Annotated in this window: 17 protein-coding genes and 4 tRNA genes; 7 read left to right on the top strand and 14 right to left on the bottom strand. The window is 35.5% G+C overall.

Annotated features, from left to right (window positions below):
* Positions 1-151 precede the first annotated feature (151 nt).
* On the bottom strand, positions 152-763 hold the full coding sequence (purN, locus tag ACFIK7_RS06310) for a phosphoribosylglycinamide formyltransferase (RefSeq protein WP_375663110.1): 612 nt from the start codon (positions 761-763) through the stop codon (positions 152-154).
* Complete coding sequence (gene purM / locus ACFIK7_RS06315) at positions 760-1,869, bottom strand: phosphoribosylformylglycinamidine cyclo-ligase (RefSeq protein WP_375643184.1); 1,110 nt, start codon at positions 1,867-1,869, stop codon at positions 760-762. Before purM ends, purN begins: the two co-directional genes overlap by 4 nt.
* A gap of 158 nt (positions 1,870-2,027) precedes the next feature.
* Between purM and ACFIK7_RS06320 the strand changes: the two genes are divergently transcribed.
* The 5 genes from ACFIK7_RS06320 to ACFIK7_RS06340 all read left to right on the top strand — a co-directional run bounded on the left by ACFIK7_RS06320 (position 2,028) and on the right by ACFIK7_RS06340 (position 5,223).
* Complete coding sequence (locus ACFIK7_RS06320; RefSeq protein WP_273791170.1) at positions 2,028-3,239, top strand: AI-2E family transporter; 1,212 nt, start codon at positions 2,028-2,030, stop codon at positions 3,237-3,239.
* Positions 3,236-3,925 carry a DnaA regulatory inactivator HdaA gene (gene hdaA / locus ACFIK7_RS06325; protein WP_375631259.1) on the top strand — a complete coding sequence of 230 codons (690 nt, stop codon included), beginning with the start codon at positions 3,236-3,238 and terminating at the stop codon, positions 3,923-3,925. Before ACFIK7_RS06320 ends, hdaA begins: the two co-directional genes overlap by 4 nt.
* A 710-nt stretch (positions 3,926-4,635) precedes the next feature.
* Positions 4,636-4,712: transfer RNA gene (locus ACFIK7_RS06330), tRNA-Pro, on the top strand.
* Positions 4,713-4,801: 89 nt separating this feature from the next.
* Positions 4,802-5,107 (top strand): ETC complex I subunit, encoded by a 306-nt coding sequence (locus ACFIK7_RS06335; RefSeq protein WP_273791168.1) that lies wholly within the window; start codon positions 4,802-4,804, stop codon positions 5,105-5,107.
* A gap of 39 nt (positions 5,108-5,146) precedes the next feature.
* Positions 5,147-5,223, top strand: a tRNA-Arg gene (locus ACFIK7_RS06340).
* 1,839 nt (positions 5,224-7,062) lie between these two features.
* Here the strand turns inward: ACFIK7_RS06340 and ACFIK7_RS06345 are convergent.
* The 3 genes from ACFIK7_RS06345 to ACFIK7_RS06355 all read right to left on the bottom strand — a co-directional run bounded on the left by ACFIK7_RS06345 (position 7,063) and on the right by ACFIK7_RS06355 (position 9,356).
* Positions 7,063-7,137, bottom strand: a tRNA-Val gene (locus tag ACFIK7_RS06345).
* A 96-nt stretch (positions 7,138-7,233) separates the two neighbouring features.
* Entirely contained in the window at positions 7,234-7,596 is a 363-nt protein-coding gene (gene cpdR / locus ACFIK7_RS06350; protein WP_005773448.1) for a cell cycle two-component system response regulator CpdR, read from the bottom strand.
* A gap of 842 nt (positions 7,597-8,438) precedes the next feature.
* A complete protein-coding gene (locus ACFIK7_RS06355) occupies positions 8,439-9,356 on the bottom strand; it encodes an alpha/beta hydrolase (RefSeq protein ID WP_375663111.1) in 918 nt (305 codons plus the stop codon).
* A gap of 258 nt (positions 9,357-9,614) precedes the next feature.
* On the opposite strand from ACFIK7_RS06355, the gene ACFIK7_RS06360 reads away from it, so the two are divergent.
* Positions 9,615-10,082, top strand: a complete 468-nt coding sequence (locus ACFIK7_RS06360; RefSeq protein WP_273791398.1) for an Hsp20 family protein — start codon at positions 9,615-9,617, stop codon at positions 10,080-10,082.
* 252 nt (positions 10,083-10,334) lie between these two features.
* On the opposite strand, the gene ACFIK7_RS06365 is transcribed toward ACFIK7_RS06360, so the two are convergent.
* Positions 10,335-10,411: transfer RNA gene (locus ACFIK7_RS06365), tRNA-Pro, on the bottom strand.
* A gap of 605 nt (positions 10,412-11,016) precedes the next feature.
* Between ACFIK7_RS06365 and ACFIK7_RS06370 the strand changes: the two genes are divergently transcribed.
* Positions 11,017-11,382, top strand: coding sequence for an iron-sulfur cluster assembly accessory protein (locus tag ACFIK7_RS06370; RefSeq protein ID WP_273791397.1), 366 nt, complete (start codon positions 11,017-11,019; stop codon positions 11,380-11,382).
* A gap of 70 nt (positions 11,383-11,452) precedes the next feature.
* Here the strand turns inward: ACFIK7_RS06370 and mazG are convergent, their stop codons facing one another.
* The 8 genes from mazG to ACFIK7_RS06410 form a co-directional block, all read right to left on the bottom strand.
* Positions 11,453-12,268: a nucleoside triphosphate pyrophosphohydrolase gene (gene mazG / locus ACFIK7_RS06375; protein ID WP_375631261.1), complete on the bottom strand. Its 816-nt coding sequence runs from the start codon at positions 12,266-12,268 to the stop codon at positions 11,453-11,455.
* A 33-nt stretch (positions 12,269-12,301) separates the two neighbouring features.
* A complete protein-coding gene (locus ACFIK7_RS06380) occupies positions 12,302-13,231 on the bottom strand; it encodes a lipid A biosynthesis lauroyl acyltransferase (RefSeq protein WP_273791402.1) in 930 nt (309 codons plus the stop codon).
* A 6-nt stretch (positions 13,232-13,237) separates the two neighbouring features.
* Complete coding sequence (locus tag ACFIK7_RS06385; RefSeq protein WP_375637475.1) at positions 13,238-14,266, bottom strand: zinc-binding dehydrogenase; 1,029 nt, start codon at positions 14,264-14,266, stop codon at positions 13,238-13,240.
* Between the two features lie 58 nt (positions 14,267-14,324).
* Positions 14,325-15,599 (bottom strand): beta-ketoacyl-ACP synthase, encoded by a 1,275-nt coding sequence (locus tag ACFIK7_RS06390; RefSeq protein ID WP_375631263.1) that lies wholly within the window; start codon positions 15,597-15,599, stop codon positions 14,325-14,327.
* A gap of 15 nt (positions 15,600-15,614) precedes the next feature.
* The gene (locus ACFIK7_RS06395; RefSeq protein WP_375663112.1) at positions 15,615-16,790 is read right to left on the bottom strand and encodes a beta-ketoacyl-ACP synthase; all 1,176 of its coding nucleotides are present in this window, start codon (positions 16,788-16,790) and stop codon (positions 15,615-15,617) included.
* 10 nt (positions 16,791-16,800) lie between these two features.
* Positions 16,801-17,085: an acyl carrier protein gene (locus ACFIK7_RS06400; protein WP_005773457.1), complete on the bottom strand. Its 285-nt coding sequence runs from the start codon at positions 17,083-17,085 to the stop codon at positions 16,801-16,803.
* Positions 17,086-17,274: 189 nt separating this feature from the next.
* The gene (locus ACFIK7_RS06405) at positions 17,275-19,593 is read right to left on the bottom strand and encodes an NADP-dependent malic enzyme (RefSeq protein WP_375637478.1); all 2,319 of its coding nucleotides are present in this window, start codon (positions 19,591-19,593) and stop codon (positions 17,275-17,277) included.
* 1,116 nt (positions 19,594-20,709) lie between these two features.
* Positions 20,710-25,269 (bottom strand): hypothetical protein, encoded by a 4,560-nt coding sequence (locus ACFIK7_RS06410; RefSeq protein WP_273791391.1) that lies wholly within the window; start codon positions 25,267-25,269, stop codon positions 20,710-20,712.
* Positions 25,270-25,901 lie beyond the last annotated feature (632 nt).

Genomic DNA, 25,901 nt, shown 5'->3' on the forward strand with positions numbered 1-25,901 from the left:
AAAATTCAAAAAATTACATATTTTGTGCAAAAATTTATGAAGAGATGGACTCTATTATGTCAATATTTCATAGAGATTTTCAATTGTAGATACTGAGCAAAAACTATGTGTAAAGCATTGAAATATGCTGATTAATAGATTGTTGATACACTCAAAAAGATAAAAGCTGTTGTTGCGTATCGACCATTTTGCTCTTCCCTTCAATAAATGCTTTTAAGGCTTCGGGATAGAGTTTATGCTCTGCTTTAAGAACTCTTTGTGCTAAGCACTCAGCAGTATCATGGGGATAGACTGGAACGGCTGCTTGGGCAAGGATTTTTCCTGCATCCATATCTTCTGTAACAAGGTGAACAGTGCAACCCGTGATTTTTACACCTGCTTGTAAAGCTTTTTCATGTGTGTTTAAGCCTTTAAATGAAGGCAAAAGAGAAGGATGAATGTTTAAAATTCGTCCTTCATAAAGTTTTACAAAACGTGGTGAGATAAGGCGCATATACCCTGCAAAGCAGAGAAAATCCGGTTTATATTGATTTAAAATTGTAAAAATATTCTCTTCATGCTCTTCTTTTGTTTTGTAAATTTTACGATCAACAATATGAATAGGTAAGTTATGGTTTTGCGCTTTTTCAATACCGTTGGCACGCGGATTATCGCAAATAACCGCGACGATTTCAGCAGGATATTCCGTTTGTTGACTAGCTTGAGCAAGGGCGACCATATTGGATCCATTACCAGAAATGAAAACGACGATTTGTTTTTTCATAAATGCAGTACCCCTTTATAAAGTATTCCTTTATTTTGATCTTGGCATTTTGTTAAAATGCCAAGGGGAGTTACAGTCTCTCCTTTTCTTTCAAGAGCTTGTGTAATTGTTTCAGCTGCATGCTGTGCTACGATAATGATCATGCCAATACCACAATTAAATGTTCTTAACATTTCTGTTTCTTCTATTTTACCTTGTTTGGCAATCCATGAAAATACTGCTGGAACATTGATGCTAGAAAGATTAATTTCAGCGCAGAGAGAGGATGGAAGGACACGTGGAATATTTTCAGGAAAACCTCCACCCGTAATATGAGCAAGAGCTTTAATCCCTTCATATTTTTGCATGATGGGAAGAAGCGATTTTACATAAATGCGTGTTGGTGTAAGAAGTGCTATACCAAGGCTGCTTTCAGGGGAAAAAGGGGCAGGGTCATTCCATTTGAGATAATTTTGCTGGATGATTCGTCGAACAAGCGAAAAGCCATTGGAATGAATTCCAGAGGCGCTTAGACCTAATATAATATCACCTTCTGTCAAATCTTTTGAAGGGAGTAGCTTGCTACGTTCGCATGCTCCAACAGCAAAACCAGCTAGATCATAATCTCCCTCTGCATACATTCCTGGCATTTCTGCAGTTTCTCCTCCAATAAGAGCAGCACCGGCTTGTTTACATCCTTCTGCAATACCGGAAACAATCGCAGCTCCTTGTTCAGGGTCAAGCTTTCCAGTTGCAAAATAATCCAGAAAAAAGAGAGGTTCAGCCCCTTGTACGAGTAAATCATTGACACACATAGCTACAAGATCAATACCTACAGTGTTATGGTGACCTACTTCAATGGCAATTTTTAATTTTGTTCCCACACCATCATTGGCTGCTACTAGGATAGGATCCGTAAAGCCTGCTGCTTTTAAATCAAAAAGTCCACCAAAACCGCCAATTTCTGCATCTGTTCCGGCTCGTTTTGTTGCGCGTATAAAGGGTTTAATTTTTTCTACCATGGCATTACCCATATCGATGTTTACACCGGCTTTTGCGTAGGTAAGACCAGCTTTGGATTTATCCCCAGCCTTGGATTTATTATTTGTAAGATCTTGATTGCTCATTGGAGCCTTCCTTTAATGGAAAATCAGGTTTTGATATTATGCAATGCCATGATAGAGTTCTCTCTGCAAGAGATATTGATAAGAAAATAAGCAACTTTTCTTGTACCTTTCTTTGAAGTTGTTTATAATTTTTTGTGAAGAATTTTTTAGGATATTTTATGAGCAAGATATCAGATAATCACGGACAGTCCTCTTGGCAGCTTATGAGAAAGAAAGTGAGTGAGAATACATCTCGTGATCGTTATAAGACTTATGTGCCAGCGTATACTCAATTACCTTTGCCGAATAATATGAAAAGGCAAATCTTTTTTTGGCTTGGTACGCTGATTTTTTTCATTTTTTTTATGTTTGTTTTTGGATCAATTTTGCTTCCTTTTGTGGCAGGGATTGTGTTGGCTTATTTTCTCAATCCCATTGTTCAATTACTTGAAAAATTTGGTATTCGTCGTGTGTTTGGGACTGTCCTTATCACCCTATTTATTGTTATTACCTTTGTTGCTGCTTTAATTATTTTGATTCCTGTTATTAGTTGGCAAATACAGCAATTTATGAGTGATGGTTTACCTGTTTACATTAATCGTATTCAAACCTTTTTTGTTGAGCATGATTTTGATTGGTTAAGGCGCTATTTTGGAAGTGATCCAAATGAATTACGGAATAATATTAAAGGATTTTTGGGAGAAGGTTCGGATTTTATTACGTCTCTTTTGAATTCACTTTTAAAGTCAGGAAAATCAATCGTTAATATCGTTAGCCTATTTGTTGTGGCACCTGTGGTGGCATTTTATATGTTATTAGATTGGCCACGTATGGTAACAGCAATCGATTCGTTAATACCGCGTGATCATCTTGAAACTGTTCGTAGTATTTTTCATGAAATGGATAGAGCTATTGCAGGCTTTGTTCGTGGACAAGGAACAGTTTGTCTCATATTGGGAGGCTATTATGCTATTGGTTTAACGATTGCAGGACTCAATTTTAGTCTTTTGATTGGTATGTTTATTGGTCTTATTAGCTTTGTTCCTTATATCGGCACAATGAGTGGTTTGGTCCTTTCTGTTGGTATTGCATGGGTCCAGTTTTATCCCAATAATTGGGGGGGAATCATCGTTGTGATGGCACTTTTTTTAATTGGTCAGTTTATTGAAGGTTATATCCTTCAACCCAAGCTTGTAGGTTCATCAGTGGGATTACATCCCGTATGGTTGATGTTTTCACTTTTTGCTTTTTCTTCACTCTTTGGTTTTACTGGTATGCTTGTTGCTATTCCTGCGGCAGCGGCTGTTGGCGTTTTAGTTCGTTTTGCTCTTCATACTTATCTGAGTTCTCAGATGTATTCGAGAAGCGGAAATTCGGAGCCGCTAAAATGAATGGGCGTGAAACGCAATTATCTTTAAATTTTCCCTATGATCCGATTTTTCAATTTGAGGATTTAGTGGTAACGGAAAGCAATCGTATGGCTTTTCAGCTTATTGATCACTGGCCCAATTGGAGCTTACCTATTGCAGTTTTGGTTGGTAAAGAAGGCTCTGGAAAAACGCACTTTTCTAATATATGGCTCCAAAAAGCAGATGCTTTCAGGATTCAGCACAATGAAATTGATCAGGCTATTACTATGGCTTCTTTAGGCAGATCATTTTTAATAGAGGATATTGATGTAGGTGAAATCAATGAGACAGAACTTTTTCATTTAATTAACAGTATTAAGCAAGCAAATCTTGATGCACGACAAGCTACTTTATTGATGACGGCACGAACACTTCCTTCCGCTTGGAATTTAATGTTAAATGATCTAAAAAGTCGTCTTAATTCGGTAATGTTCGTTGAAATTAATCAGCCTGATGATGCATTGTTAACAGCTGTTGCATTTAAGCTTTTTTCAGATAGGCAACTTATTGTACATCCAGATACGGTTTATTATCTTGTAAGTCGTTGTGAACGTTCTTTATTTTCATTGAAGCGTGTTATTGATTCTGTTGATCAGTTGGCATTACAAAGAAAAAGAAAAATAACACGTTCTGTTATTGCTGAAGTTTTGAATAGAAGAAATCCGTAAATACTCCTTATCATGGCTTACTTATTCTGTCCTTCTACTATCGTTTCAATACGTGGAAAGACAAGTCATTTAAATTTTCTCCTTTTTGGATATCTATATAAAAGTAAAAAATAATATTTTTTACTTTTATCATGTGTTTATTTTAAATAGCTTTGAGATTTTATTGTATGATGTTGAATTCTTTCCATCTTCGCATTTGAAAATTTTTCTAAAAAGAGCGCTTTATTTTATTTATAATAAAATCTTTGTGCTTTGAAAAAATGTTTGTTGTTTATGGATTTGGATTGTAGAAGATTCTAGAATTTTTAATAAAAGCGTCTTTGGGAAGATAGAAAAAGAGAGGAAAAAGCTTAATACAGCTTAATTTTTTGGCTTATGTGCTCTTTGGGAAAGTTTTTCTATGATATTTAAGTCGTTTTTTTCTAAAATTGTATCTGTGGAATGCGTTTTGATACAGTGAGAGCTTGCTTAAAACAGGACAAGAATTATGAAGTCCTTATAGAGAAATTCATTCTTTTTTAATATAGATTGGATTTTCTACGGAGGTTATTTTCTACTACTTGTTAATAAATCTGTTATTGAATAGGGAAAAAGATTTAAAAATGTGCTTTTTTGTAAAGAAATGCAACAAAATTAAAAAAAAGTGTGTTTTTCTCTTGCACTTCTGTTGTGAAAATTTTAGGAAATGTGCATCAAGTAAATGTAAATGGCGGAGCGTAGCGCAGCTTGGTAGCGCACCTGATTTGGGATCAGGGGGTCGTAGGTTCGAATCCTATCGCTCCGACCATATTTGATTGAGTGTGTGAGAATGACCCAATTGGGTACGTGTGGTGAGAAACTATCATTCAAGCGTTGTGTAATCTGAAGGAAAAAGGCATGATCGCACGTATTTATAGTCCTGCTAAGACAGCTATGCAGTCAGGTAAGGGGAATACAGGTTTTTGGATTCTAGAGTATGAGCCGGTGAAAGCGAAAATGCTTGAACCTCTTATGGGGTACACGGCAACGTCTGATATGAATAATCAGGTAAGAATCCGATTTAATAGGAAGGAAGAAGCGATTGCTTTTGCGCGTAAGAATGCTATCTCTTACCGTGTAGAAAAGAAACATACGTCGATTCGACGTGCTATTTCTTATTCTGATAATTTTCGCAGTGATCGGCAGCATTCTTGGACACATTGAATTAAAGATGCTATTTTGAATTGAGAAAATAATCAGTTGGGTCCCGTAGCTCAGCTGGATAGAGCAACGGCCTTCTAAGCCGTGGGTCACAGGTTCGAATCCTGTCGGGATCACCATGTTTAAATGATATTAATAGGCTATAAAAAGTTAGAGAGTTTTCCTTTTATTCTATTAGCTTATTTTTCTGTAAACTCCCGAACCTTTTTGATGTTTTTTGGTTGATTTTGTTGATAAACGTTTTCTGTTGACTGTTTTAGTATAAAATGATGCTGTTTTCTCTTTTTTCAGTAAAAATTGCTTTTGATTGCTGAAACTTTAGCATTGCATATTCTTGCCGCGTGTTGCTACTATATCACATGCTTTAGGAAACAGATTGCAAAAACTCTTTTTTACGAGCTTCTTTTCATCTTTCTGAAAATGAATATTTTATTTCTTAGATTAGATTTAAGCATTGCGGCTAATGCTGGTGAAATTGCCAAAAAACATCTATTGTGATTTTTTTTATTTTTTATGAATAATATTATTACGTTTTTCAGCATGATCTTTGGTAAGATCGATTTTGATTAGATACAAGGCATGATGGATTCGATTTAGAACTGTTTATGATGAGAATTTACAGACGGCACAAGAGGTAGGGAATATCTTCTTGTCTTGGAAACTGTGATTCATAACGAATTACTTCTTTATGGTTTTTTCGTATAAAAAGTTGTTATATGTGCCGTCCAGATAAGATATTGTTTTTTTCAATGAGAGACACTTGCGGACAATTTGATTTAACATGATTGTCACTGTTTCTCAGGTAGGGTTATAGGTTGCATCAATGTTTAGGTTTTCTTAGTCTTATAGGTTTAAGAATGTATACTGTGTATTTATATGAATGAAGATAGATTGTATCTTAGAGTTAAATTTTTAGATTTCATATTTACATTTTCAAATGTTTTTTCTTATTTCTTTATAGTTTGTACATCATGTTAGAAGTATTTTAATATTGGATAACAATCACATTAAAATGTTATACAGATGAGATCTGAAGATCTAAACTCACACGGTTCAAGGTGATCATTATTTCAATAAGAATATAGTGTGAGGAGAATGCCATTTTACAGGCTTTGTTTTAAGAGATATCTCTTAAAGCTCACTTTACGCTGGCGCTCGTGAATGGTACAATGATAAATCCATTGAGCTCCATCATCTTTACACTTATGAAGAAATAAGCTGACGCTATCATATACTTTGCCTATTTGTCAGCCTCCGATGTTGCAATAGATTTTAGCACTTGAGGCATTTATCGGCATTTTTGTGCTTTTTTATACAATTTTTACTTAATACTAATTCCTCTTATGACGTGTAAGAGAGACGGTTTTGTTTGATTCAATATAAATAGGTTTGAAATGAGAAAACATTACGATATTCGGATTTCTCATTGAACATGGCAAACAATAAAACATGATTATAAATCAATGTATTTTTAGAATGAAAAAATTTGCTTTTATCGTGTTTTTTTACTCTTTTTGATATTTTATTATAATTTGTAATTGGTAAACTCAAAATACAGCTCTAAGGTTAAGTGTTTTATATCTATCGAAGTGACTGTGGTTATATCTAACTGTTTGGACAACAAGTGTATACCAATAGACATGAAAGAATTAAGAAAAACAGGGGATAGATCAGGAAATAAACAATATTTTTTAGAACAGAAGCCTATGCTTGTCGAAAGAATTTTAAAATCCAACTTCTAATCTGTTGCAAAATGATGTTGTTATTACGTTTGTGATACTTTTAGATGGCTTCCCCCAAGAGGCGCTATCAGAACGTAAAAAATATTAGAAACACTCCCTAAGGCATGCCCTTTGTAGAGGCATGTTGCAAAATCTTATTTCCGAACCTTTATTTACGCATCCCGCACCTTGGAAGAATACGATAATTCAATAATTTATTTATACTATAAAGTTGAATGGTGGGCGTGACAGGGATTGAACCTGTGACCCCTACGATGTCAACGTAGTGCTCTCCCGCTGAGCTACACGCCCATTCATTGATGTTGCATACACCATATAGAATGCCAAACGTCAATGCCTAATTTCATTTTCTCTTTCAACAGATGCAAATAACTTTAAAAATACTTTTTAAGCAGCGATAAGGATCTTTTCAACTTCATTGACGAGTTCACGTAAGTGAAATGGCTTAGAGAGAACCTTTGCATCAGGAGGGGCATCACTATTTGAATTGAGTGCTACTGCTGCAAAACCTGTAATGAACATTACTCGTAAATCAGGGTCAATCTCAGTAGCACGTCGTGCAAGTTCGATTCCGTCCATCTCTGGCATCACAATATCAGTCAGGAGAAGGGAAAATGGCTCTTCTTGTAAACGTTCATATGCGCTAATACCATTATCGAAATCGGCGACTTCGTAGCCTGCACGTTCTAAGGCTTTTACGAGAAAGCGACGCATATCGTTATCATCTTCTGCGAGCAGGATTCGTTTCATGATTATGTTCCAATGGCTCCATTTGTCAGAGTTTTGCCGCATCAATTATACAATATAGAGTATTTAGAAAAAAGATGGTAAAATGCTCATAATTGAAATGAATGGCAAAATGGTTAATTCTTACATTCTTATTCAGAATACAGCATATTCGTTGTGAGTTGGTTAAATTCGAAATATATGTGATTTTGAAAAAAGAAGGGGGGCTCTAAAACTTCTAAGATGATTCATTGCTATCTTTTCTTTTAAATTTGCTGATTATTATCAGAATTCCATTAAAAAACTTATGAAAACCATTATTGTAGGGACTTCCTATATCGAGAAATTAAAAGAATATTATGTTAATTTATTGTTTTTAAAAAGTTCTCCTAAGAAATAGAAATTTTATAGTTGTTTGTTTTTATAGAGATTTGTAATAAATATTATAAATGCGCTTTATTTCCAGTTTTTTTCCTTAAATAGATGAAAAATATTATTTTTCTAGATATAATATTAAATGAGTATTTTATAACAAATCAAAAATAGTATTTTGATGCTTTATTTATAAATATGTATCATGTTATATTAAGATAGATTTATTATTTTTATTTATATAAATAGTTTTTTATTAAGTTATTTTTTATGATATAAAATAATATTGTTTAATGTAATGATATACTTTGTATATTAGTTTTTTTATTAGAATGCGTGGTGAATATTTAGGTCATGGCTTGTCTGTAGAGGCTAGAAAACGAATCATATGAGTGGTTGGAAAGTAAAATCCATTATATTAAAAAGTGTTTGTAGATCCAATGCTCGTAGAAAATTTCTTTTTTGATAGGGCGGAGCAGAATTAAGGTTTAGTGTTATTTTACAGATACATTATAGGGAATAAATGCATCAAATGCAGCCCAAAATTGCTTTTTATAATCTTCGTTAACCATAATTGTATCCAGTTCAGCGCCTGTAATAGTAATACTTTCTGTCAGACGTGTGTGTTGGCATAATTGCTGCACTTCAATGTTGTTTGCAATATTATTTTGATTGGCAAGAATAAAGAGTGTTGGGATTCGTAAATCTCCATGAAGTACATTTCTCTTCACAGAATCAATCGCATTAAATACTGATGCTATCCATTGGGATGTTGGGGGCTTAATGGAAGAGAGCGGCACTTTATGTATGTGTCCCAATTGTATATTTTTTTGTTTTGTTTTGTTTAATTTTTTACCATCTTTCGCTGGTATAAAGCCAAGACCTATATCAGAAAGAAATTGTGTTAATTTATGTTGAAAACCATTTGTTTTATTGCCGAATGGAGCAAAAAGGGGAGAAACACAGAGCAATCTATTAAACTGATGATTAATGAGATCTAATCCGCTAAGTGCTATCAATCCACCTATGCCGTAGGCAAGCATAGAGTAAGGTGGCGGACAATTAGGATAAACAATATTTTTAAGAAATTTATATAAGTCATTAATATCGTTATTTATATCAAAATAATGATGTCTGTTTTGTTTTCTTATCTTGAGGGATGTTTTTTCTTGATCAAACCAGTCAAATATTGCTGTATGAAAACCGCGTTTAGAAATTTCATTTATTAATAAAAAATATTTTTCTAAAGCATTTGCGTAGCTTTTGAGAATAACAATTGTTCCCTTAGATTTTTCCACCTCAGGATATGTTATAGCAAAACGAATTTCATGATCTATTGCTATTTTAAGAGTACCATGATGGACATTAAGAGGAGTGGCCCCCCAGTCTATGGGATAAAGAGGTGTTTCCAATTGAAATCCTTTACAGTGTATTTGCTGCTTAGTGCTTTGACATTTATGTAATGAAGAAAAAGGATTTAAAAAGGGGTATATTGCTTTTTAGATAGTTTTTATCAATTTAGGTCCCAAAGAGTTGAAATAAAGAAAAACGATTACTAGATAATATAGTGCGGTTGCCATGATGGGGCCGCAGGTTCACAAGTAAGTTTGCCATGTTGGAACTTTGTGAATTAGTTATAAATTATAGTCGCTCTAGAGGAGGGCAATATTATGCGTCAAGTAGATTTTTCACCATTTTATCGTTCCACAGTAGGTTTTGATCATCTTTTTAACTGGTTTGATTCTAGAACACAACCAGACGAAGTTTCTTCTTATCCCCCTTATAATATCGAGCGTTTAACTGAAGATTCTTATAGAATTTCTATGGCTGTTGCTGGTTTTTCTCAAGATGAAATTGATATTGAAACGCATTGTAACCAGCTGATCGTTAAGGGAGACAGAAAGTCTAAAAATGATGATGAAGAGCGAGAATTCCTTTATCGAGGTATTGCTTCGCGTGCTTTTGAACGGCGTTTTCATTTAGCTGATCATGTTAAGGTTATTGGGGCAGAACTTGGAGATGGACTTCTTCATATTCAGCTTAAAAGGGAAATGCCAGCTGAATTAAAACCTAAAAAGATAACCGTACAGATGTCACCATCCATTACAAAAAATGATAACAGCGACATTATTGTGTAAAGAAAATTTAGAAAATATGAGATCGAATAATTATAAATTTTTCTGAAGAATAAAAAACGCGAGACAAAAGGTCTCGCGTTTCGTATGTGTTTTCCTAAGAACGAAGCGCATTTAAATAAAACAGCTTATCTCGAATTTATGATAAAATATCATTGCACATTATTCTATGTTGAAGAAAAATTTCATGTGTGTGCAATTGAAATGCATAATAATTCACTTTTTAAGTAAGCTTATTTTATAGCATTTTAAAAATGGTCGGAGCGGCGGGATTTGAACCCACGACCCCTTGACCCCCAGTCAAGTGCGCTACCAAGCTGCGCTACGCTCCGAGTTTGTGTAAAACGATTAAATGACTGTTTCTTTAAAGGCAAGAGAAAAAATAAACAGAATAATCTAAAATGCTCTTGCACTTAGAGCTTTTGAAAGTAAAAATTTTGGACATCAATATTTTGTTGTTAATTCAAGATAAATAACGAATTTGTAAAATTCTTTGTGATCATTAAATTTTTAGCACTATAGTTAATAGATGTATGCATTTAATTACTTTTGAGATTGTGAGGGGGTAAGATTGGTGACTTTAGGGGTATGAATTGGAGCAAATGAGTGCGGAAGGTATATTTTTTTTTCTTACCTAATCGTTACTTTTCTAAAAAGATAAAGATTTTCAAAAGAAGAGGAGTGAATGTATGGTTTTGAAAAGTTTTCGTTTTTTTAGAGTTTTTATAGATGAGGTATTTTGCATTTTATGTGGACAAAAAATTGTAAGTACTGGATTATATAATCACAAATCTCATTTTACGGGTATGTATTTTTATCCAAATAAACAAGGTCAGAATGCTTTAATTTATGTTTTGTTTTTTTTCTGAAATATCAGATAAAATATTATAGAGGAATAACTTTCAAAGTGTCTATTGAACTAAGAAAAGAGTAAACTATGAGCCGTTTTTCGGTAATAAATTTGACGCAAGCAGCAGTGGATCGTGTTAAAGCGATTATGGATGCAAAAGATGCACAGGGTATTCTTGTTGGTATCAAAAAAGGTGGTTGTGCAGGGATGGAGTATACAATTACTCTTGTCAAAGAAAAGGGGATAGATGCGGATGTTGTTGAAGTGAATGGTGCCCGTGTTTTTGTAGCACATGATGCGGTATTATTTTTATTAGGGACGCAGATGGATTATGAAGTGACAACGCTGCGGTCTGGTTTTATCTTTAAAAATCCTAATCAAGTTTCAGCATGCGGGTGTGGAGAATCGGTGGAACTTCGTCCTGCTACGCAGGATCAATATAAAACAAATTGAGCTGAGCTAAATTATAATTTAGTAATTTTAGAGGATATTGTTCTTTTAGGTAGAAGAAATCTACTATTTTTTATTGTTCATTTTTAGCTTGCTTCCAAAGTGCTTCCATTTCATTCAAGGATGCGTCAGTGAGTGTTTTAGATTGAGTGGATAGCTTTTCTTCAATATAGGCGAAACGATTTCGAAATTTTATATTCGTTTTTTTTAATGCTTTTTGTGAATCAATCGCTAAGTGGCGCGCGAGGTTAAGGAGTATAAAGTAGAGATCTCCAAACTCTGCTTCTATCTCTGAGTTTTGTTTATTTTTGATGGCTTCTTTGAGCTCTTCGAGTTCTTCTTCTATTTTTTCAAAAACTTTATCACTTTTTTGCCAATCAAAACCTACTTTAGCTGCTGCTTCTTGTAAAGCAAGTGCCTCTTGGTTTGCTGGCTGGATTTGTTTTACTTTTGCGAGTATGCTTGTGGAGGAATTGTTGTTTTTTTCTTCGCACATTCTTTTTTGTTCAACCTGTTCTCTTTTTTTTATATATTCCCACTCCTCTTTTATAAATCCTCGTTTTTTTTGCTCGGCATTTCCAAAAACATGAGGATGGCGTCGAATCATTTTTTCCGTGATTGCATAAACAACATCTTCAAAAGTAAAGCTGCCTTCTTCTTGTGCTATGGTAGCATGATAGACAACTTGTAAAAGAAGATCCCCAAGTTCTTCACAGAGATCCTTTCGATTCTTTCGTTCAATGGCATCGATGACTTCGTAAACTTCTTCGAGCATATAGGGTATGAGGGATTCAAAAGTTTGTTTTTTATGCCAGATACAACCATTATCAGAGTTTCGTAATGCAGTGATAATTGCTGTGAGCTCTTTGATATCTTTTGAGGCTAACATTTTGCACTTCCTTTGTAAGCAATAGAGCTTATGTTAGATGTCCCAACGCCTATGTAACCACATCCATTGTCCAGGATATTCACGGACCCAAGATTCAACAATATCATTTAATTTTTGCGTAGAAGCAGCTATATCGATATCATTTTTTTCATCACGTGGAAGTTCTACATGTTCATATAACTCTAAACGATGACGTCCACTAGGCAAACGAATACAACGTGCTGGATAAATATCACAGTCATATTGTCGAGCAAGTTTTATAATTAAGGGGTTTGTTTTAAGAGGTCTGTTAAAAAATGTTCCCATGATACCGCGGCGAAATTTTTGATCAACGAGCATACCAACATTTTCACCTTCTTCTAATTTGGCTGCTAATGCCCATGCTGCTCCGGCCTTGGAGGGAACAAGGTGTCCCATAGAAGTTTGTCGTGCTTTAAGGATTCGTTTGGCAACATAGGGATTATTGGGTGGTCTAAATAATACCGTAACATTAAGATCAAAACTTTGTGCACAAATAGGCAGAAGTTCAAAATTTCCAGTATGTGCGGTGAAAAAAATATGTGGTTTTTTTTCATTTTTTAATCGCTCAAATATTTCAATACCTTTAACCTCAATGAAACCTGGCTCGTCTGCATGAGGATCAAAATCAAAAATTTTATCAAGAAAAATATATTCGGCTAGGAAACGTCCTATATTTTCCCACATTTCTATTGCAATCGCACGGAGTTCTTGCTCTGTTTTTTCTGGATATGCACTCCTAAGGTTTGCAAGTGTGATTTGATGACGATGTACAAGGGGACCAATTTTTTTTGCTAACCAAGCAAAAAAAGAAATTCCCATTTTGGCTGGAAAACATTTTAGAATAAATAAAGAACCAAAGAGCAGATATGCCCATAACAAGTAGGATATTTTTTTAGCTATAATTTTAATACGATATATGAGATTTTTAAGAGAAAGCTTCATCATGATTTAATCGATTTTAAGGATAATTTTACCAAAAACATCACGGCTCTCCATTCGTTTTAAAGCTGTATCAATTTCATCCAGCCCAACAATTGTATCAATGACAGGGTGTACGGCTTTTTGTGCCATTTTTTGCATGGCATTTTTCATATTTTCCATACGGCAGCCAAATGAACCGAATATCTTAAGCTGTTGCTGGAATAATTGCATGAGATTTATTGGTGCTGAAACACCAGAGGTAGAACCGCAAGTCACTAAACGTGCTCCTTTTTTCATACATAACAGAGAACCGTTCCATGTATCTACACCAACATGCTCAAAAACAACGTCAACACCTTTTTTTTGGGTTAATTTACGCACTACACCTTCAAAACGATCTTTACGATAATTAATCACATGATCTGCCCCAAGAGAGTGTGCTTTTGCAATTTTTTCATCTGAACCTACAGTTGTGATAACTGTACAGCCCATGTGTTTTGCAAGTTGAATGGCTGCAGAACCAATACCTGAACCACCAGCCTGTATCAGGATTGTTTCTCCTGCTTGTAGTTTTGCGTTATCGAAAAGCATATGTTCTACGGTACCAAAAGTAATTGGAGCAACTGCTGCCTGCAATTCATCACATTGGGGTGGTGATGGAACTAATAAACGTGCTGGCAAATTGACAAGCTCACACGCAAATCCATCAAGGTGAAAACCGTAGACTCCCTTTACCTGACTGCAAAGATTATCCCGTCCTTCATGACAAGCTTGGCATACTCCGCAGGTTTGTGCACCATAAATTGAGACAATCTGTCCAAGTTGGAGATGTTCAACGCCATCTCCTATTTGTATAACCTCACCAGAGGCTTCTGCACCAATGATGAGTGGCATTTTTCTTTTCGCAAAAGCCATGCCACGCCATCCCCATACATCAATATGATTAAGAGCAACGGCTTTTATCCGCACAGTTACTTCACCTATACTAGGTGAAGATGGCGGGGAAATATTGGTGATTTCAAGCCGACGATCATCGAAGAGTTGCAGTGCACGCATTATCATCCCCCTTAAATATATTATTAGGTTAGCGTTATAAAATTTTATTATTAAAGGATTATCCTTTATATGCAGTGATAACAAGACTCATATTTTGACCACCAAATCCAAATGAGTTTGACAAAACCGCATTGACACAGGCCTTACGGCTATGATGAGGAACAACATCTAAAGGGATCGCAGGGTCAGGATTATCATAATTTATTGTCGGTGGAAGTATCCCCGATTGAATGGTTAAAAGCGAAAAAACCGCTTCTATTGCACCAGCAGCAGTTAATGTATGCCCAATCATTGATTTATTAGAAGAGACTGGAATATGCTTTAAAAGATCACCGAATACTGTTGATAATGCAAGATATTCCATTTTCTCATTTTCAGGTGTTGAAGTTCCGTGGGCATTAATATAGTCAATTTCATTGATGGTTATTTTTGCATCGTCTAAAGCTTTGCGAACGGATTCAATTGCTGGTGATGCATCGGGTTTTGAACGTGTACGGTGAAAGTCATCGGCGGTTTCTCCACAGCCAGCTAAAATTCCTAAAACTGTAGCATTACGGTTTAATGCGCTTTGAAGAGATTCAAGCACAAGAGCGCCTGAGCCTTCTGCCATAACAAAACCATCTCGATCACGGCTAAAGGGTTTTGCTGCTTTTTCTGGAGGCTCATTCTGAGTTGAAAGAGCAGATAGTAACGAAAAACGGATGAGAGATTCTGCTGAAACTGATCCATCTGTCGCAATTATGAGAGCTCGATTTGTTTCTCCCCGTCTAATAGACTCAACACCTAATTGAATTGCTGTTGCACCAGATGCACAGGCAGTGGAAAGTGTAACAGGAAGTCCTTTTGTGCCAAATGTTTTTTGAAGTTTTTCTGCAATTGCACCAAATTGTGTGGCTTCAAAAAGCGTCTCATGGAGTTTATCCTTACAGACTTTAAGAAGATGTGCATAAGAAGGCTCATTATTGAATTCTTCCTCTTGATCAAGACTAAAACGTGCTTTCCATTCAAGTTCAACAGGAGGAGCAGCTAGAAAGAGTGGTCCATTAAATTTTTTTTTATCAATAGCAGCTTGTTCTAAAGCTTCTTCAGCAGAAAGATGTGCAAGCTTCTCAGAGAGAGCTGAAGCACCAAGTGTACTTTCTTTAAGAAAATCAATTGTACCAGCAATATATGTATTTAATCCCTCAACGGGAAAACGTGTTATTTTGTGGATACCACTTACACCACTTGTTAATTTTTGCCAATTTTCATGTTTCCCTTGTCCCAGTGATGTGACAATGCCTGCACCAGTTATTGCTACAAGTGGACGCCCAAAATGATCATGATATTTCACTATAGAAATTCCCCTTCAAACAGCTGTAAGACGCACAATACCTTCAGCTCTTTTTATACCAATAGTTGTAACAAATATTTCACGTACTTCTTTAGAAAAAGGTTTTTCATGAGGACTTAACGCTGGAAAACAATGTTTTTTTTCAATTGAAAGTGCTGCAAGAGCTAGAGCTAGAGGAAATTGTGCTTCCCTCATATAACCAAATAATGTTGTAATGCCACGATAAGATAGATCAGCATTATCAAGAGCATTTTGTTCTGCTTTTGTTGCTTCGTGAGCTCCTGAGGCTGCTGAAATGGCTAAGGCAGATTTAGCGCCAGCAGTTTTCAACATTGTTGCAATTGACTCTCTAAGTGGAATTTTGGTTCTATCTGTTTGGTTTGTAATAATTTGGTTAATTTCAGCATAAGCACGTGCATTGCGTTTTTTGGCATGTTCTCCACTTTCAACAACTAGGAAGATACCACCAGAACCGGCTATGATACCGCCGCCGGGGTGGATTTCACGATCCCACACTGGGCTCCATCCATTATGGGTTAAAAGACCACCAAGCTCATGCGCCAACAACATATCATAACTTTGTGCATTATAGGAACTTCCTACAAGAGCATGGGTGCTTTGACCTGATTTAATACGAGCTACAGCAATTTGAAGTGCAGAAAGACCACTGCCTTCTTCTCCCATAAATGTACGAGATGATCCAGTGACTTTATGAACAATTGAAATGTTTCCTGCCAAAAGGTTTGAAAGTTGTGCCAAAAATAATGTTGGGCGAAGTTCAGTTGAAAGAGCAACATTTAACATAGAGGCATGATCGGCAACTGCGCGCGCTTTAGAAAGAATCTGTGTATCAACAGTAATATCACGTTCTCCCCCACTTGCAGCTACGATCATATCCATTGTTGAAGTGAGTTGTTCATTATTTTTCATGCCGGCATCATCAAGAGCAAGACCAGCCGCATAGGTACCAAGACGCTGCCATGTTCCCATTTGCCGTTGATCACTTTTTTTAGGAATTTGTAAACTCCAATCAATTTCGGGCAATTTATGAACCGTGTAGGGTGAAAAAGTTGTATAATCTAGGTTTGGTGTACGGATTGGATCATTTAAGAGATTCCAATGTTGATCAGTTCCTTCCCCCAGAGAGCTTATGAGACCTATACCAGTGATGAATACAGATTGATCATGCATGGCGAAAAAACTACTCCGCCTGTTTTAAGGCAACGAGATCATCAATTTTTGCACAAAGGTTTTTAAGAACAAAGTATTCTTCTGTTGCAACGGTACCTTCGTTGACTTCTTGTGTCCATTGTTCTAGAGGGACTTTTATTCCGAAAGCTTTATCAATAGCGAAAACAATATCAAGAAAATCAAGACTGTCGATTCCTAGATCGTCAATTGTATGACTTTCAGGTGTAATTGTATTGCGATCAATTTCACTGATTTCTGCAATGATATCAGCAACTTTATCAAACGTGGAAGGCAATGTACGGATTCCTTATTATAGAGTTAGTAAATTCAAAATACATTTAATATTGTTCTTCTAGCCTTTTTTCTCTTTTAAAAAAAGACTTAATCCAGAATATAGCTGTCTTTATCTATAGAGAAAAGAGGTTTACAGTACATGAAATACTATATCTCAATATTTAAAAAACTTTGAAATTTTATTACGCATTTATTTTACGAGACTATTTTTTCTATTGGCAGCAAGGACAGCAAGGGCTGTTATATTAACAACTCCCCGGGAAGTTACTGAAGGTGTTAAGATATGGGCGGGACGTGCTGCCCCGATTAGAATAGGACCAACATGGAGTGCATTTGTGAGGCTTTTAACAGTGTTGAGCGTGATATTGGCTGAATCAAGTGTTGGAAAGACAAGCAAATTAGCTTCACTTTTAAGACGAGAATTAGGAAAAACACGATCACGAAAAACTTTGGAAAGGGCAGCATCAGCATGCATTTCACCATCTGCTTCTAAATCAGGGTGTAATTTGGCAAGAATTTCTGTTGCACGTCGCATTTTACGCGCACTTTCTGTGTTTTTAGAACCAAAGTTTGAGTGTGATAATAAGGCTGCTTTTGGTGTTATTCCAAATGCTTCAACTTCTTGAGCTGCCAACACAGTCATTTCAGCGATTTCTTCTGCAGAAGGATTTTCATTGACGTAAGTATCTGTAAGGAAAAGAGTACGTTGTTGAGAGATAAGCAAACTCATAGCAGAAAAACGGTGAACATTAGGATCAAGACCGATAATTTGTTCAATCAATTCAAGTTGGCGTTCAAAGCGTCCTTCTAAGCCGCAAATCATTGCATCTGCTTCTTCACGCATAACGGCAAGGGCAGCAATAGCCGTTGTTGATGTTCTCACTACTGTTTTTGCCATTTCAGGCGTAACACCACGCCTTCCTGTATAATGAAAAAATAAATTAACATAATCACGAAAACGTGGATCATCTTCAGGGTTTGTTAATTCAAAATCTATACCGGGACGAATTCTTAAACCAAAGCGTTTTAATCTTGCTTCTACGACATGTGGACGGCCGATAAGGAGGGGCGTTGCTGTTTGTTCTTCAATGACAACTTGTGCTGCACGAAGGACGCGTTCATCTTCACCATTGGCATAGATGACGCGTTTACGTTTTGCTGTTTTTGCTGCAGCAAAAACAGGTTTCATTGTTAAACCAGAAAGAAAGACAAATCGATTGAGGATATCATAGTAGGCCTCCATATCTTCAATGGGACGAATGGCGACACCAGTTGTCATTGCTGCTTTAGCAACAGCGGGGGCAATACGCAGTATTAAACGCGGATCAAAAGGAGAGGGGATCAGATAGTCTGGTCCAAAATTGGGTGGTTCTTTTGAGTATGCACGTGCTACAACATCTGAAGTTTCTTCACGTGCAAGGGCAGCAATCGCATGAACAGCGGCCATTTTCATTTCTTCATTAATTGCACTAGCACCTACGTCTAATGCACCACGGAAGATATAGGGAAAACAAAGGACATTATTAACTTGATTGGGATAATCAGAGCGTCCTGTGCAGATCATTGCATCTGGTCGTATAGAGCGTGCTTCTTCAGGCATAATTTCTGGTACTGGATTAGCTAGCGCTAAAATGAGTGGATTTTGAGCCATTCTTTTAAGATATTCAGGCTTTAAAACACCACCCGCAGATAGGCCTAGAAAAATATCCGCATCATCAATAATATCAGATAAAGTTCGTGCGTCCGTTTTTTGTGCGTAATTGATTTTCCAACGATCCATAAGGGTCTTGCGACCTTCATAAACAACTCCCTCTAAGTCACTAAGCCAAATATTTTCAACTTTTGCCCCAAGACGAACCAAAAGATTAAGGCAAGCGAGGGCAGCAGCACCTGCACCTGAGGTAACTATTTTTGCATTTTCAATTTTTTTTCCTGAAAGATTTAAGGCATTTAATACAGCAGCAGAAACAATAATGGCAGTTCCATGTTGGTCATCATGAAAAACTGGAATTTTCATTTTAGCACGAAGCTTTTCTTCGATGTCAAAACATTCAGGAGCCTTAATGTCTTCAAGATTAATACCACCAAATGTAGGTTCTAAGGTCGATATTGTTTGTACCATTTGTTCTATATCGGATGCATCAATTTCAATATCAAAAACATCAATATTCGCAAATTTTTTAAATAAAACGGCCTTGCCTTCCATAACTGGCTTGGAAGCGAGTGGACCAATGTTTCCTAAACCAAGAACAGCAGTTCCATTGGATATAACAGCGACTAAATTAGCACGGGAGGTATATTGAGCAGCAAGATTGGGATCTTCATGAATCGCAAGACATGGTGCTGCAACGCCTGGAGAATAAGCAAGAGCTAAATCACGTTGATTATCAAGAGGTTTTGTTGCTTGTATTTCCAATTTTCCAGGTTTTGGGTGTTGGTGATAAAAAAGTGCGGCACTGTCAAGTTCAGCTTTTGGTGAACTGAAATCACTATTTCGTTCTCTAGACATTTTTATGATATCCAAGTTAGCGTATGTGTATATGAGATGTTCCATCTACGATAAGGTTTTGTCCACTAATAGATCCTCATTTCTCTGAATATCAAAATGCATGAGTATGAGAAAACTCTTCTGGATCGTAAAACCAGTTTGATGATTCTTTTTGTTTGTGCACAATGAATAATTTCATTGATAGCAGCACGATTAGTTTTTTCTTTCCTTAATAAAACGCGTAAAAATTGATTAGTCTACAAACAAATAAAATATTACTAATGATTACATTACCAAGCCATTATTTTTTTTGCAATGCTTACAAATTAAGGAAAAAAAAGAAGAGTGTTTTCTATTAACTTCATCTTCTTTATTTAAATTTCTATAGGGAGATAGAAGAAATTTTAAATAACAATTTGCAATTTATAAATTGTTTTTGCAGCTATTTAAAAGGAAACTGGAACTTTAAAAATGGAAGTCATTTTGTTTATTACTCAATTGAACTCTTAATAATGCGAGCTGTATATTTTTAATATACTTACAAATCTGTGTTTTAATAAACGAAAAGTATATCCGAAACAGCTGTAATTGCATGTTTTATACCTAAAGTTCATATATTCCGTATAATGCGTTACTTTATAATGAATCATCTCGTATGTTGAATAGAAAATTTGAATACAATAAGCTTCTTTTATTTCAAATTCACCTAATATAATAAAAAAACATTTACTTACATAATTCAAACGAGAGTAATATGTGGATAAAAACATTAAAAAAATAAATAGAAGTGTTTCTATAAGCTATTTTAATACAAAAGCATGAATTTTTTTCACAATTAATAAAAATAATTATTACCGATTTTGTACCTTTATGAAACTATGAAAAATAAAGAAGTTAAGAAAAAGATAAGGAAATAGAAAACATGCTTTATCATTCTTAGAATGATATGTTGTTTGATAAGCCATTACGCTTCTTTAGGGTTATTGCTTAGGATATCAAAGAAAACTCGCATGCCAATTATCCCAACCTTTGAAGTACAAAGCTACAGTTGAAAGAAAAGTACTCTATGATAAGCCATTAAAACAACTGGAGAGAGAGAGAAAGTGGAAAAAATATTTTTTCCACTTTTCTTATTTGTTATTGGATTCGACCACTTGCATGAGCAAGCATAGTGTAAACTTTTCCGGTATCTGATATCAAGTACTTGCGAACTGAGTTGGAAGAGCCAGAACTGCGCGATATATCACGTAAGAGCTTTTCGAAATCTGTAACATATTGATTCACTGAACGTTTAAACCCAAAATCGCTCATATATTTTTTCTTAATCATTTCAAATATTTTTTGTCCATTTAAGGTATAAAGGCGTTCTGTTACGATGTTTTTTTGTCCACGTTGATAATGATCCCATAGCTCAACAATGGCATTGTGATTAATAGCTTGCACTATACCAGAAGCTAATGAATTAAGAGAGCAGTTTGCAGGAGATGGTTTTGTTTGCACTGATGTTAAAACATCATCACTAGGGGGAGCATCATAAAATGTTTCTTCACGTGAAGCTCTTTCTAAGAGATTTGATACCCATTTATTTGGTCTTTTTTTGCTTTGATCTTGTTGCAAGATAGGCTTAGGTGGCACAATCTTTTTAACAGACTCAGTGGAACTGTCACTTTTTTGATTAAATATTGATGATGTAGGAAATGCTGATATTAGCTGTTTTTGTACGCTCTTTTGATCATTTTGTATAACACTGACTAAATCTTGTAACGCTGTAATCTGTTCATTCAAAGCTGTGCGAATTGTTTGCGTTGTTTCTTTTGTTTTTTCTGGAAGTTTTTTTACATTTTCATTGATATCATTATTAATCTTTGAAAGCTCTAAACGAACTTCATCAGCGGAGCGACGTATATCTTCTGCTGCTTCTGAAAAACGCGTTGATGCTTCACTAACAAGCTTATTAAGTGATTGTTGGAATGAATTTGTGGAGTTACGCGCATTCTTATCAGAGCGTTCAAGTGCTAAGTTGAAGATTTTTTCATAATGCCCAATCATTTGATTAATTTCATGAGACTTTGAAACAAGAGCATCGCTTAATACAGAAAGCGTATTATGTTTTTCTTCAAGTGTTGCACTAAGTGAATTTTCAGACTGTTCAAGAACATGAATAGTTTGGGAAAGTGTCTTTGCATGTTCACCAAAACTGCTCGTTATATGATTAATTTGTTCAAAGGTACTCTTTGAAAGTCCTTGCAGAATTTCAACATTAGTATTGAGCGCTTGATTTGAGGCTGACAAACGCTCTGCTACTTGGTCCGTGTTGCGGAAAAAATTATTCGTACTCTCATTAAACTGCCCATCAATATTTTGAACAGCCGATAATAAAACATTACTATTTTCGTGAAAATTGTGAATTGATTGATTCAACTGTGTTAAGATGGATGAGACATTATTAACAAGCTCTTCCTTCATAATCGTTATTGTTTGAAGTGTTTCAGAGTTGGCTTTGGTTAAGCTATTCACTAAAGATTCATTATGTGCATAAATTCTTTGTTCAGCATCTTGTGTGGAAAGAGAGAGTTGTTCACCGATATGCTGTGTTAAAGAATCAATTGATTCTGTCGTATTTTGCGCTGCTTGATTTAAGTGATTTGTAAGCTCTGTTATTTTTCCAACATGTTGTGAAATTTGTGTTGTTGTTTGATTTCCAGCATCTTCCAGACGGCTCGTGACATCAGAGAGCTGATATCCTAAATTATTTTTAAGATTTTGCATAGAGTGATGAAGAACATCACAGCGTTCATTAAGGACTTGCTCTATTGCTGTTGTTGATGTGTGAATAGTTTCATTCAATAATGCTTGTGCATTATGACTGGCTGTTGCGAAAGCTTCGACAGTATGCGCTGTTTGTTCAGACAGAACGGACAGAACTTTTTCACTGGTATCATAAACAGTTTTTTTGACATTTGATACAATGCGATTGCCTGATTCTGAGAGAATATTTTCTGCTTGTGCAGTAACATTTGTAACAGATGAAAGAATTTGTTCACTCGTAGAAGAAAGAATATCAGAAGCTTTTATAATCTTATTATGCAGGTTATCTGTAACTGTATTAACAGAGTCTTCTAAGGTTACACGCATATTGTCAACACTACTTTCCAGCGCTTGTTGAATTATCTGACTTTGCTCATTATTAAGAATGAGAGACGTTTTTAACGTGTCAGAACGTTCCTCAATAACAGATGTTTGCATATCAATGGCTTCACAGATTTGGCTGAATTTTTCAGATAATGTTTCCTCTAGCGTTGTTGTTCTTTCAAAAATTTTGTGTGCACGATCTTCTAGATCTGTATCAAATGATTCCATACGTGTTTCAAGGGTTTCAAAGAAAACACCACTCGATTGAGAAAGAGTATTCTTTAAAATTTCGGCATGGTTTTCAAGGTTTCTGATATGATCTTGAACCGTTTCAGTAATGTTTTTATTATTGGCGACAATTGCACTCTCAACTAAATCTATTTGTTGTTTCAATGCAACATCGACACGTATATCACTTTTTGCAATGAGGTTGTGGATTGTTTCCATGCGTTGCTCAAGTGTGCGTGCTTGATCGGCAAGAACTTCATTGAGAGAAAAACTATTAATTGCTAAAGAGTCGCGCAGAGCATCGGCACGGATATCAATATTTCTCGCCTGTGCTTCTAAAGCATCTTGGGTTGTATTGCAGCTTTGTACAATGACATCTTGTAGCTTTTCAGTGCATTGAATGATGTTTGTAATATGATTTTCAGCTTGTTTATCAACGACTTGAACATTATCAGCCAAAACTTTTTCAATATGAGAAGTATTTTGGGACAAAACATCAATTTGATTTCTTAATGTATCCGCAATTTTATTTTTCTCGTTATCGAGCATGTCTGCCATAAGAGCTCGTTGATCAGAAAGTTGTACTTTAAAATCTTGTGAACGTTCTTGTATGATATCAACAATGGCATTGTCGACATATTGAATTTCTTCTCTCAGACTTTCTTTACTTTTATCAATTGCAGAAAGAATAGCTTCACGTCCATTTGTAAATGCATGGGTAATGTCTGCTGTTTTTTCTTGGAGGTTCTCATTTATTTTCAAGACATGAGCTTCCAAGAAGTTACCAAGTTTTTCAGCATTATCCTCTAAAGCCTGACTGCGTTCTATAAAGGAATCAATGATGGAATCACTATGTTCTTTAAGAGAAAGATCAACAGTTGCTAAACGTTGTTCAAAGGCTCCAATTGCTTGCGAGGTTACGTTATCAAATTTAGAAGAGAGTTTATGTGCTTGGTCGTCGAGCTTTAAGATCTTCTCATCAAAATTCTGTAGAGATTGATTATTACGATCAATAAGAGCTTTATCCAAGGCTTTAAACTTTTCATCGACAGCGTGCAAAGTTTGATCTGTTACTGCTTGTATATGTGTTGCAATTTTAGCAACATGTACTTCCGCTTTTTCTGCTGTTTCATTAAAGGTTTTTTCTATTTGTTTTTCATTATGATCAAATCGTTTTGCAAAACCATCAAAGTTTTTTCCTAATTCATGAAAAAATTCCGTGTTTTTCTGCTGAATTTGTGTTGTTGTTTTGTTAAATTTTTCAACAAGTTGATTTGTTACGCCATCACCGGCATAGGAAAGTTTTTCAACAAGGTCTTCACCTTGTTTTTGTAAAGTTTGAGAAAGGGTTTGTGCAAGCTTTTCAACATTGGTCACAATGTTAGAGGTAACCAAACCAAATTCATCACTCAGTTGTTCTTGGGTTCCTTTAATTGTTGATTGTACGCGATCTGCGTGATTCAAAATGGCTATGCGTTCATTACTCAATTCTTTGATTAATGTGTGAATGCGTGATTCATTCTCAGCATAGGCTTGTTCTAGATTGTGAACTTCACCTTGTATGATTGCTTCAAGTTCAACAGCACGTCCGAGGGTACGTTCAATACCTTCGTTCATTGCCGCTACTTCTTCACGAATGGTTTGCCCTATAGCAATAGCTTGTTTTTCAGATAGATGTTGTGGTTCACTAAGGCGCTGTGCAGCATTGGTCATAAGAAGCGCAATATTATGCAAGTCGTTTGAACGTTTTGTTAATTGAGCAACGCCCCAAGATATAAGGATAGGAATTGCTGTTCCGGCTGCTACAGCAAGTCCTGTTGGGGATGTAACAAAAGTGCTGATATTGGATAAGGAGCTGAGTCCGGTAGGTGCGAGCTTATGCGCAATAAAAGCTCCTCCCGTTGCCCATAAAGCACTAAGCGCTGTTGTATACCAGTAGACTCGAGAGGAAGAACGCTGCTTGAATGGTCCAAAATTTACAGGGGTTGTTATATCATCATTTGCAGGAAGAAGTTTTGTAGGCAATAATGTATTATGAACAGTTCCACCTGAAATATCAGGTGAAGGTTTTGGAGCAAAAAGCTGTTCAACAACGGATTTATCAATAACAGCTTCATCATGAATATTAGAAACAAAAGTTGACGTACCGTTTTCAGCAAAAAATTCTTCTTCTGCCATTGCAATTTTTTGAATCAGATCATCGACATTAACAACATTTTCAGAATTATTGGATGATATCGTTTCAAATCCTGTGTCATCGAAATCAAAGTTCATAGCTTTTGTGAGGGCTTCTTCAACTTCAACTTCAAATGTTTGCAATTTGGTTCTGCGTGCCATACTCGCCTCGTACTCTTACAGCCGGAAAAGGGATACGTCCTCTTCCACATAATTTCTATATACTAGCTGTTAATTATTTAGAAAGGAATATGCTTAGGGAAAAATTTTAAAAACTTATCAAGATAAAGTTAACGCAGTTTCTTATACCCTGTTTAAAAATGTTATAAAATATAGTAAAAACAATTTATTATTTAAATCTAACAAAAACAAAAATACTGTTTACAACTTGTGTTTATAAAAAGCTTTATAAGCCGGCAGTCTTTGAAATAAGGACAATTTAATAGCAGTTATATATACAGTAAGGTGCGAACGCTTCTCTTTAATACCGATAATCGTTAATAAATGTTGTTGTCCGCTTACTTTTATTGATTCTAAACGAAGCAGTTTCATCATCACATATAGTCTGTAATAGCTTAGCACGTATAAAAGTATGCCTTTGAATTGTAAGCTCATAAAAAAGTAAACGTGGAAAAATTTTTAATTTAGTATAGCTTTTCGTAAGCTGTACTTTATTATTGCCTTAAAGAGCCGTTTTTTCTCTAATTTCAGTTGTTTGTTGCTGAATTTTGAAGCTTCTACGTTGACAATTGGATATTTTTCAGTCGATATGCATGCACGAATATTTTATGCAA

The sequence above is a fragment of the Bartonella sp. CL266QHHD genome, assembly GCF_042195355.1.
Classification (GTDB): Bacteria; Pseudomonadota; Alphaproteobacteria; order Rhizobiales; family Rhizobiaceae; genus Bartonella.

Bases quoted from the DNA above. Each gene is read 5' to 3' on its own strand.
- purN (WP_375663110.1), bottom strand. From the start codon at position 763: ATGAAAAAACAAATCGTCGTTTTCATTTCTGGTAATGGATCCAATATG.
- ACFIK7_RS06320 (WP_273791170.1), top strand. From the start codon at position 2,028: ATGAGCAAGATATCAGATAATCACGGACAGTCCTCTTGGCAGCTTATG.
- ACFIK7_RS06385 (WP_375637475.1), bottom strand. From the start codon at position 14,266: ATGCGTGCACTGCAACTCTTCGATGATCGTCGGCTTGAAATCACCAAT.
- ACFIK7_RS06370 (WP_273791397.1), top strand. From the start codon at position 11,017: ATGAGCCGTTTTTCGGTAATAAATTTGACGCAAGCAGCAGTGGATCGT.
- hdaA (WP_375631259.1), top strand. From the start codon at position 3,236: ATGAATGGGCGTGAAACGCAATTATCTTTAAATTTTCCCTATGATCCG.
- ACFIK7_RS06335 (WP_273791168.1), top strand. From the start codon at position 4,802: ATGATCGCACGTATTTATAGTCCTGCTAAGACAGCTATGCAGTCAGGT.
- mazG (WP_375631261.1), bottom strand. From the start codon at position 12,268: ATGTTAGCCTCAAAAGATATCAAAGAGCTCACAGCAATTATCACTGCA.
- purM (WP_375643184.1), bottom strand. From the start codon at position 1,869: ATGAGCAATCAAGATCTTACAAATAATAAATCCAAGGCTGGGGATAAA.
- cpdR (WP_005773448.1), bottom strand. From the start codon at position 7,596: ATGAAACGAATCCTGCTCGCAGAAGATGATAACGATATGCGTCGCTTT.
- ACFIK7_RS06410 (WP_273791391.1), bottom strand. From the start codon at position 25,269: ATGGCACGCAGAACCAAATTGCAAACATTTGAAGTTGAAGTTGAAGAA.
- ACFIK7_RS06395 (WP_375663112.1), bottom strand. From the start codon at position 16,790: ATGCATGATCAATCTGTATTCATCACTGGTATAGGTCTCATAAGCTCT.
- ACFIK7_RS06380 (WP_273791402.1), bottom strand. From the start codon at position 13,231: ATGAAGCTTTCTCTTAAAAATCTCATATATCGTATTAAAATTATAGCT.
- ACFIK7_RS06360 (WP_273791398.1), top strand. From the start codon at position 9,615: ATGCGTCAAGTAGATTTTTCACCATTTTATCGTTCCACAGTAGGTTTT.
- ACFIK7_RS06405 (WP_375637478.1), bottom strand. From the start codon at position 19,593: ATGTCTAGAGAACGAAATAGTGATTTCAGTTCACCAAAAGCTGAACTT.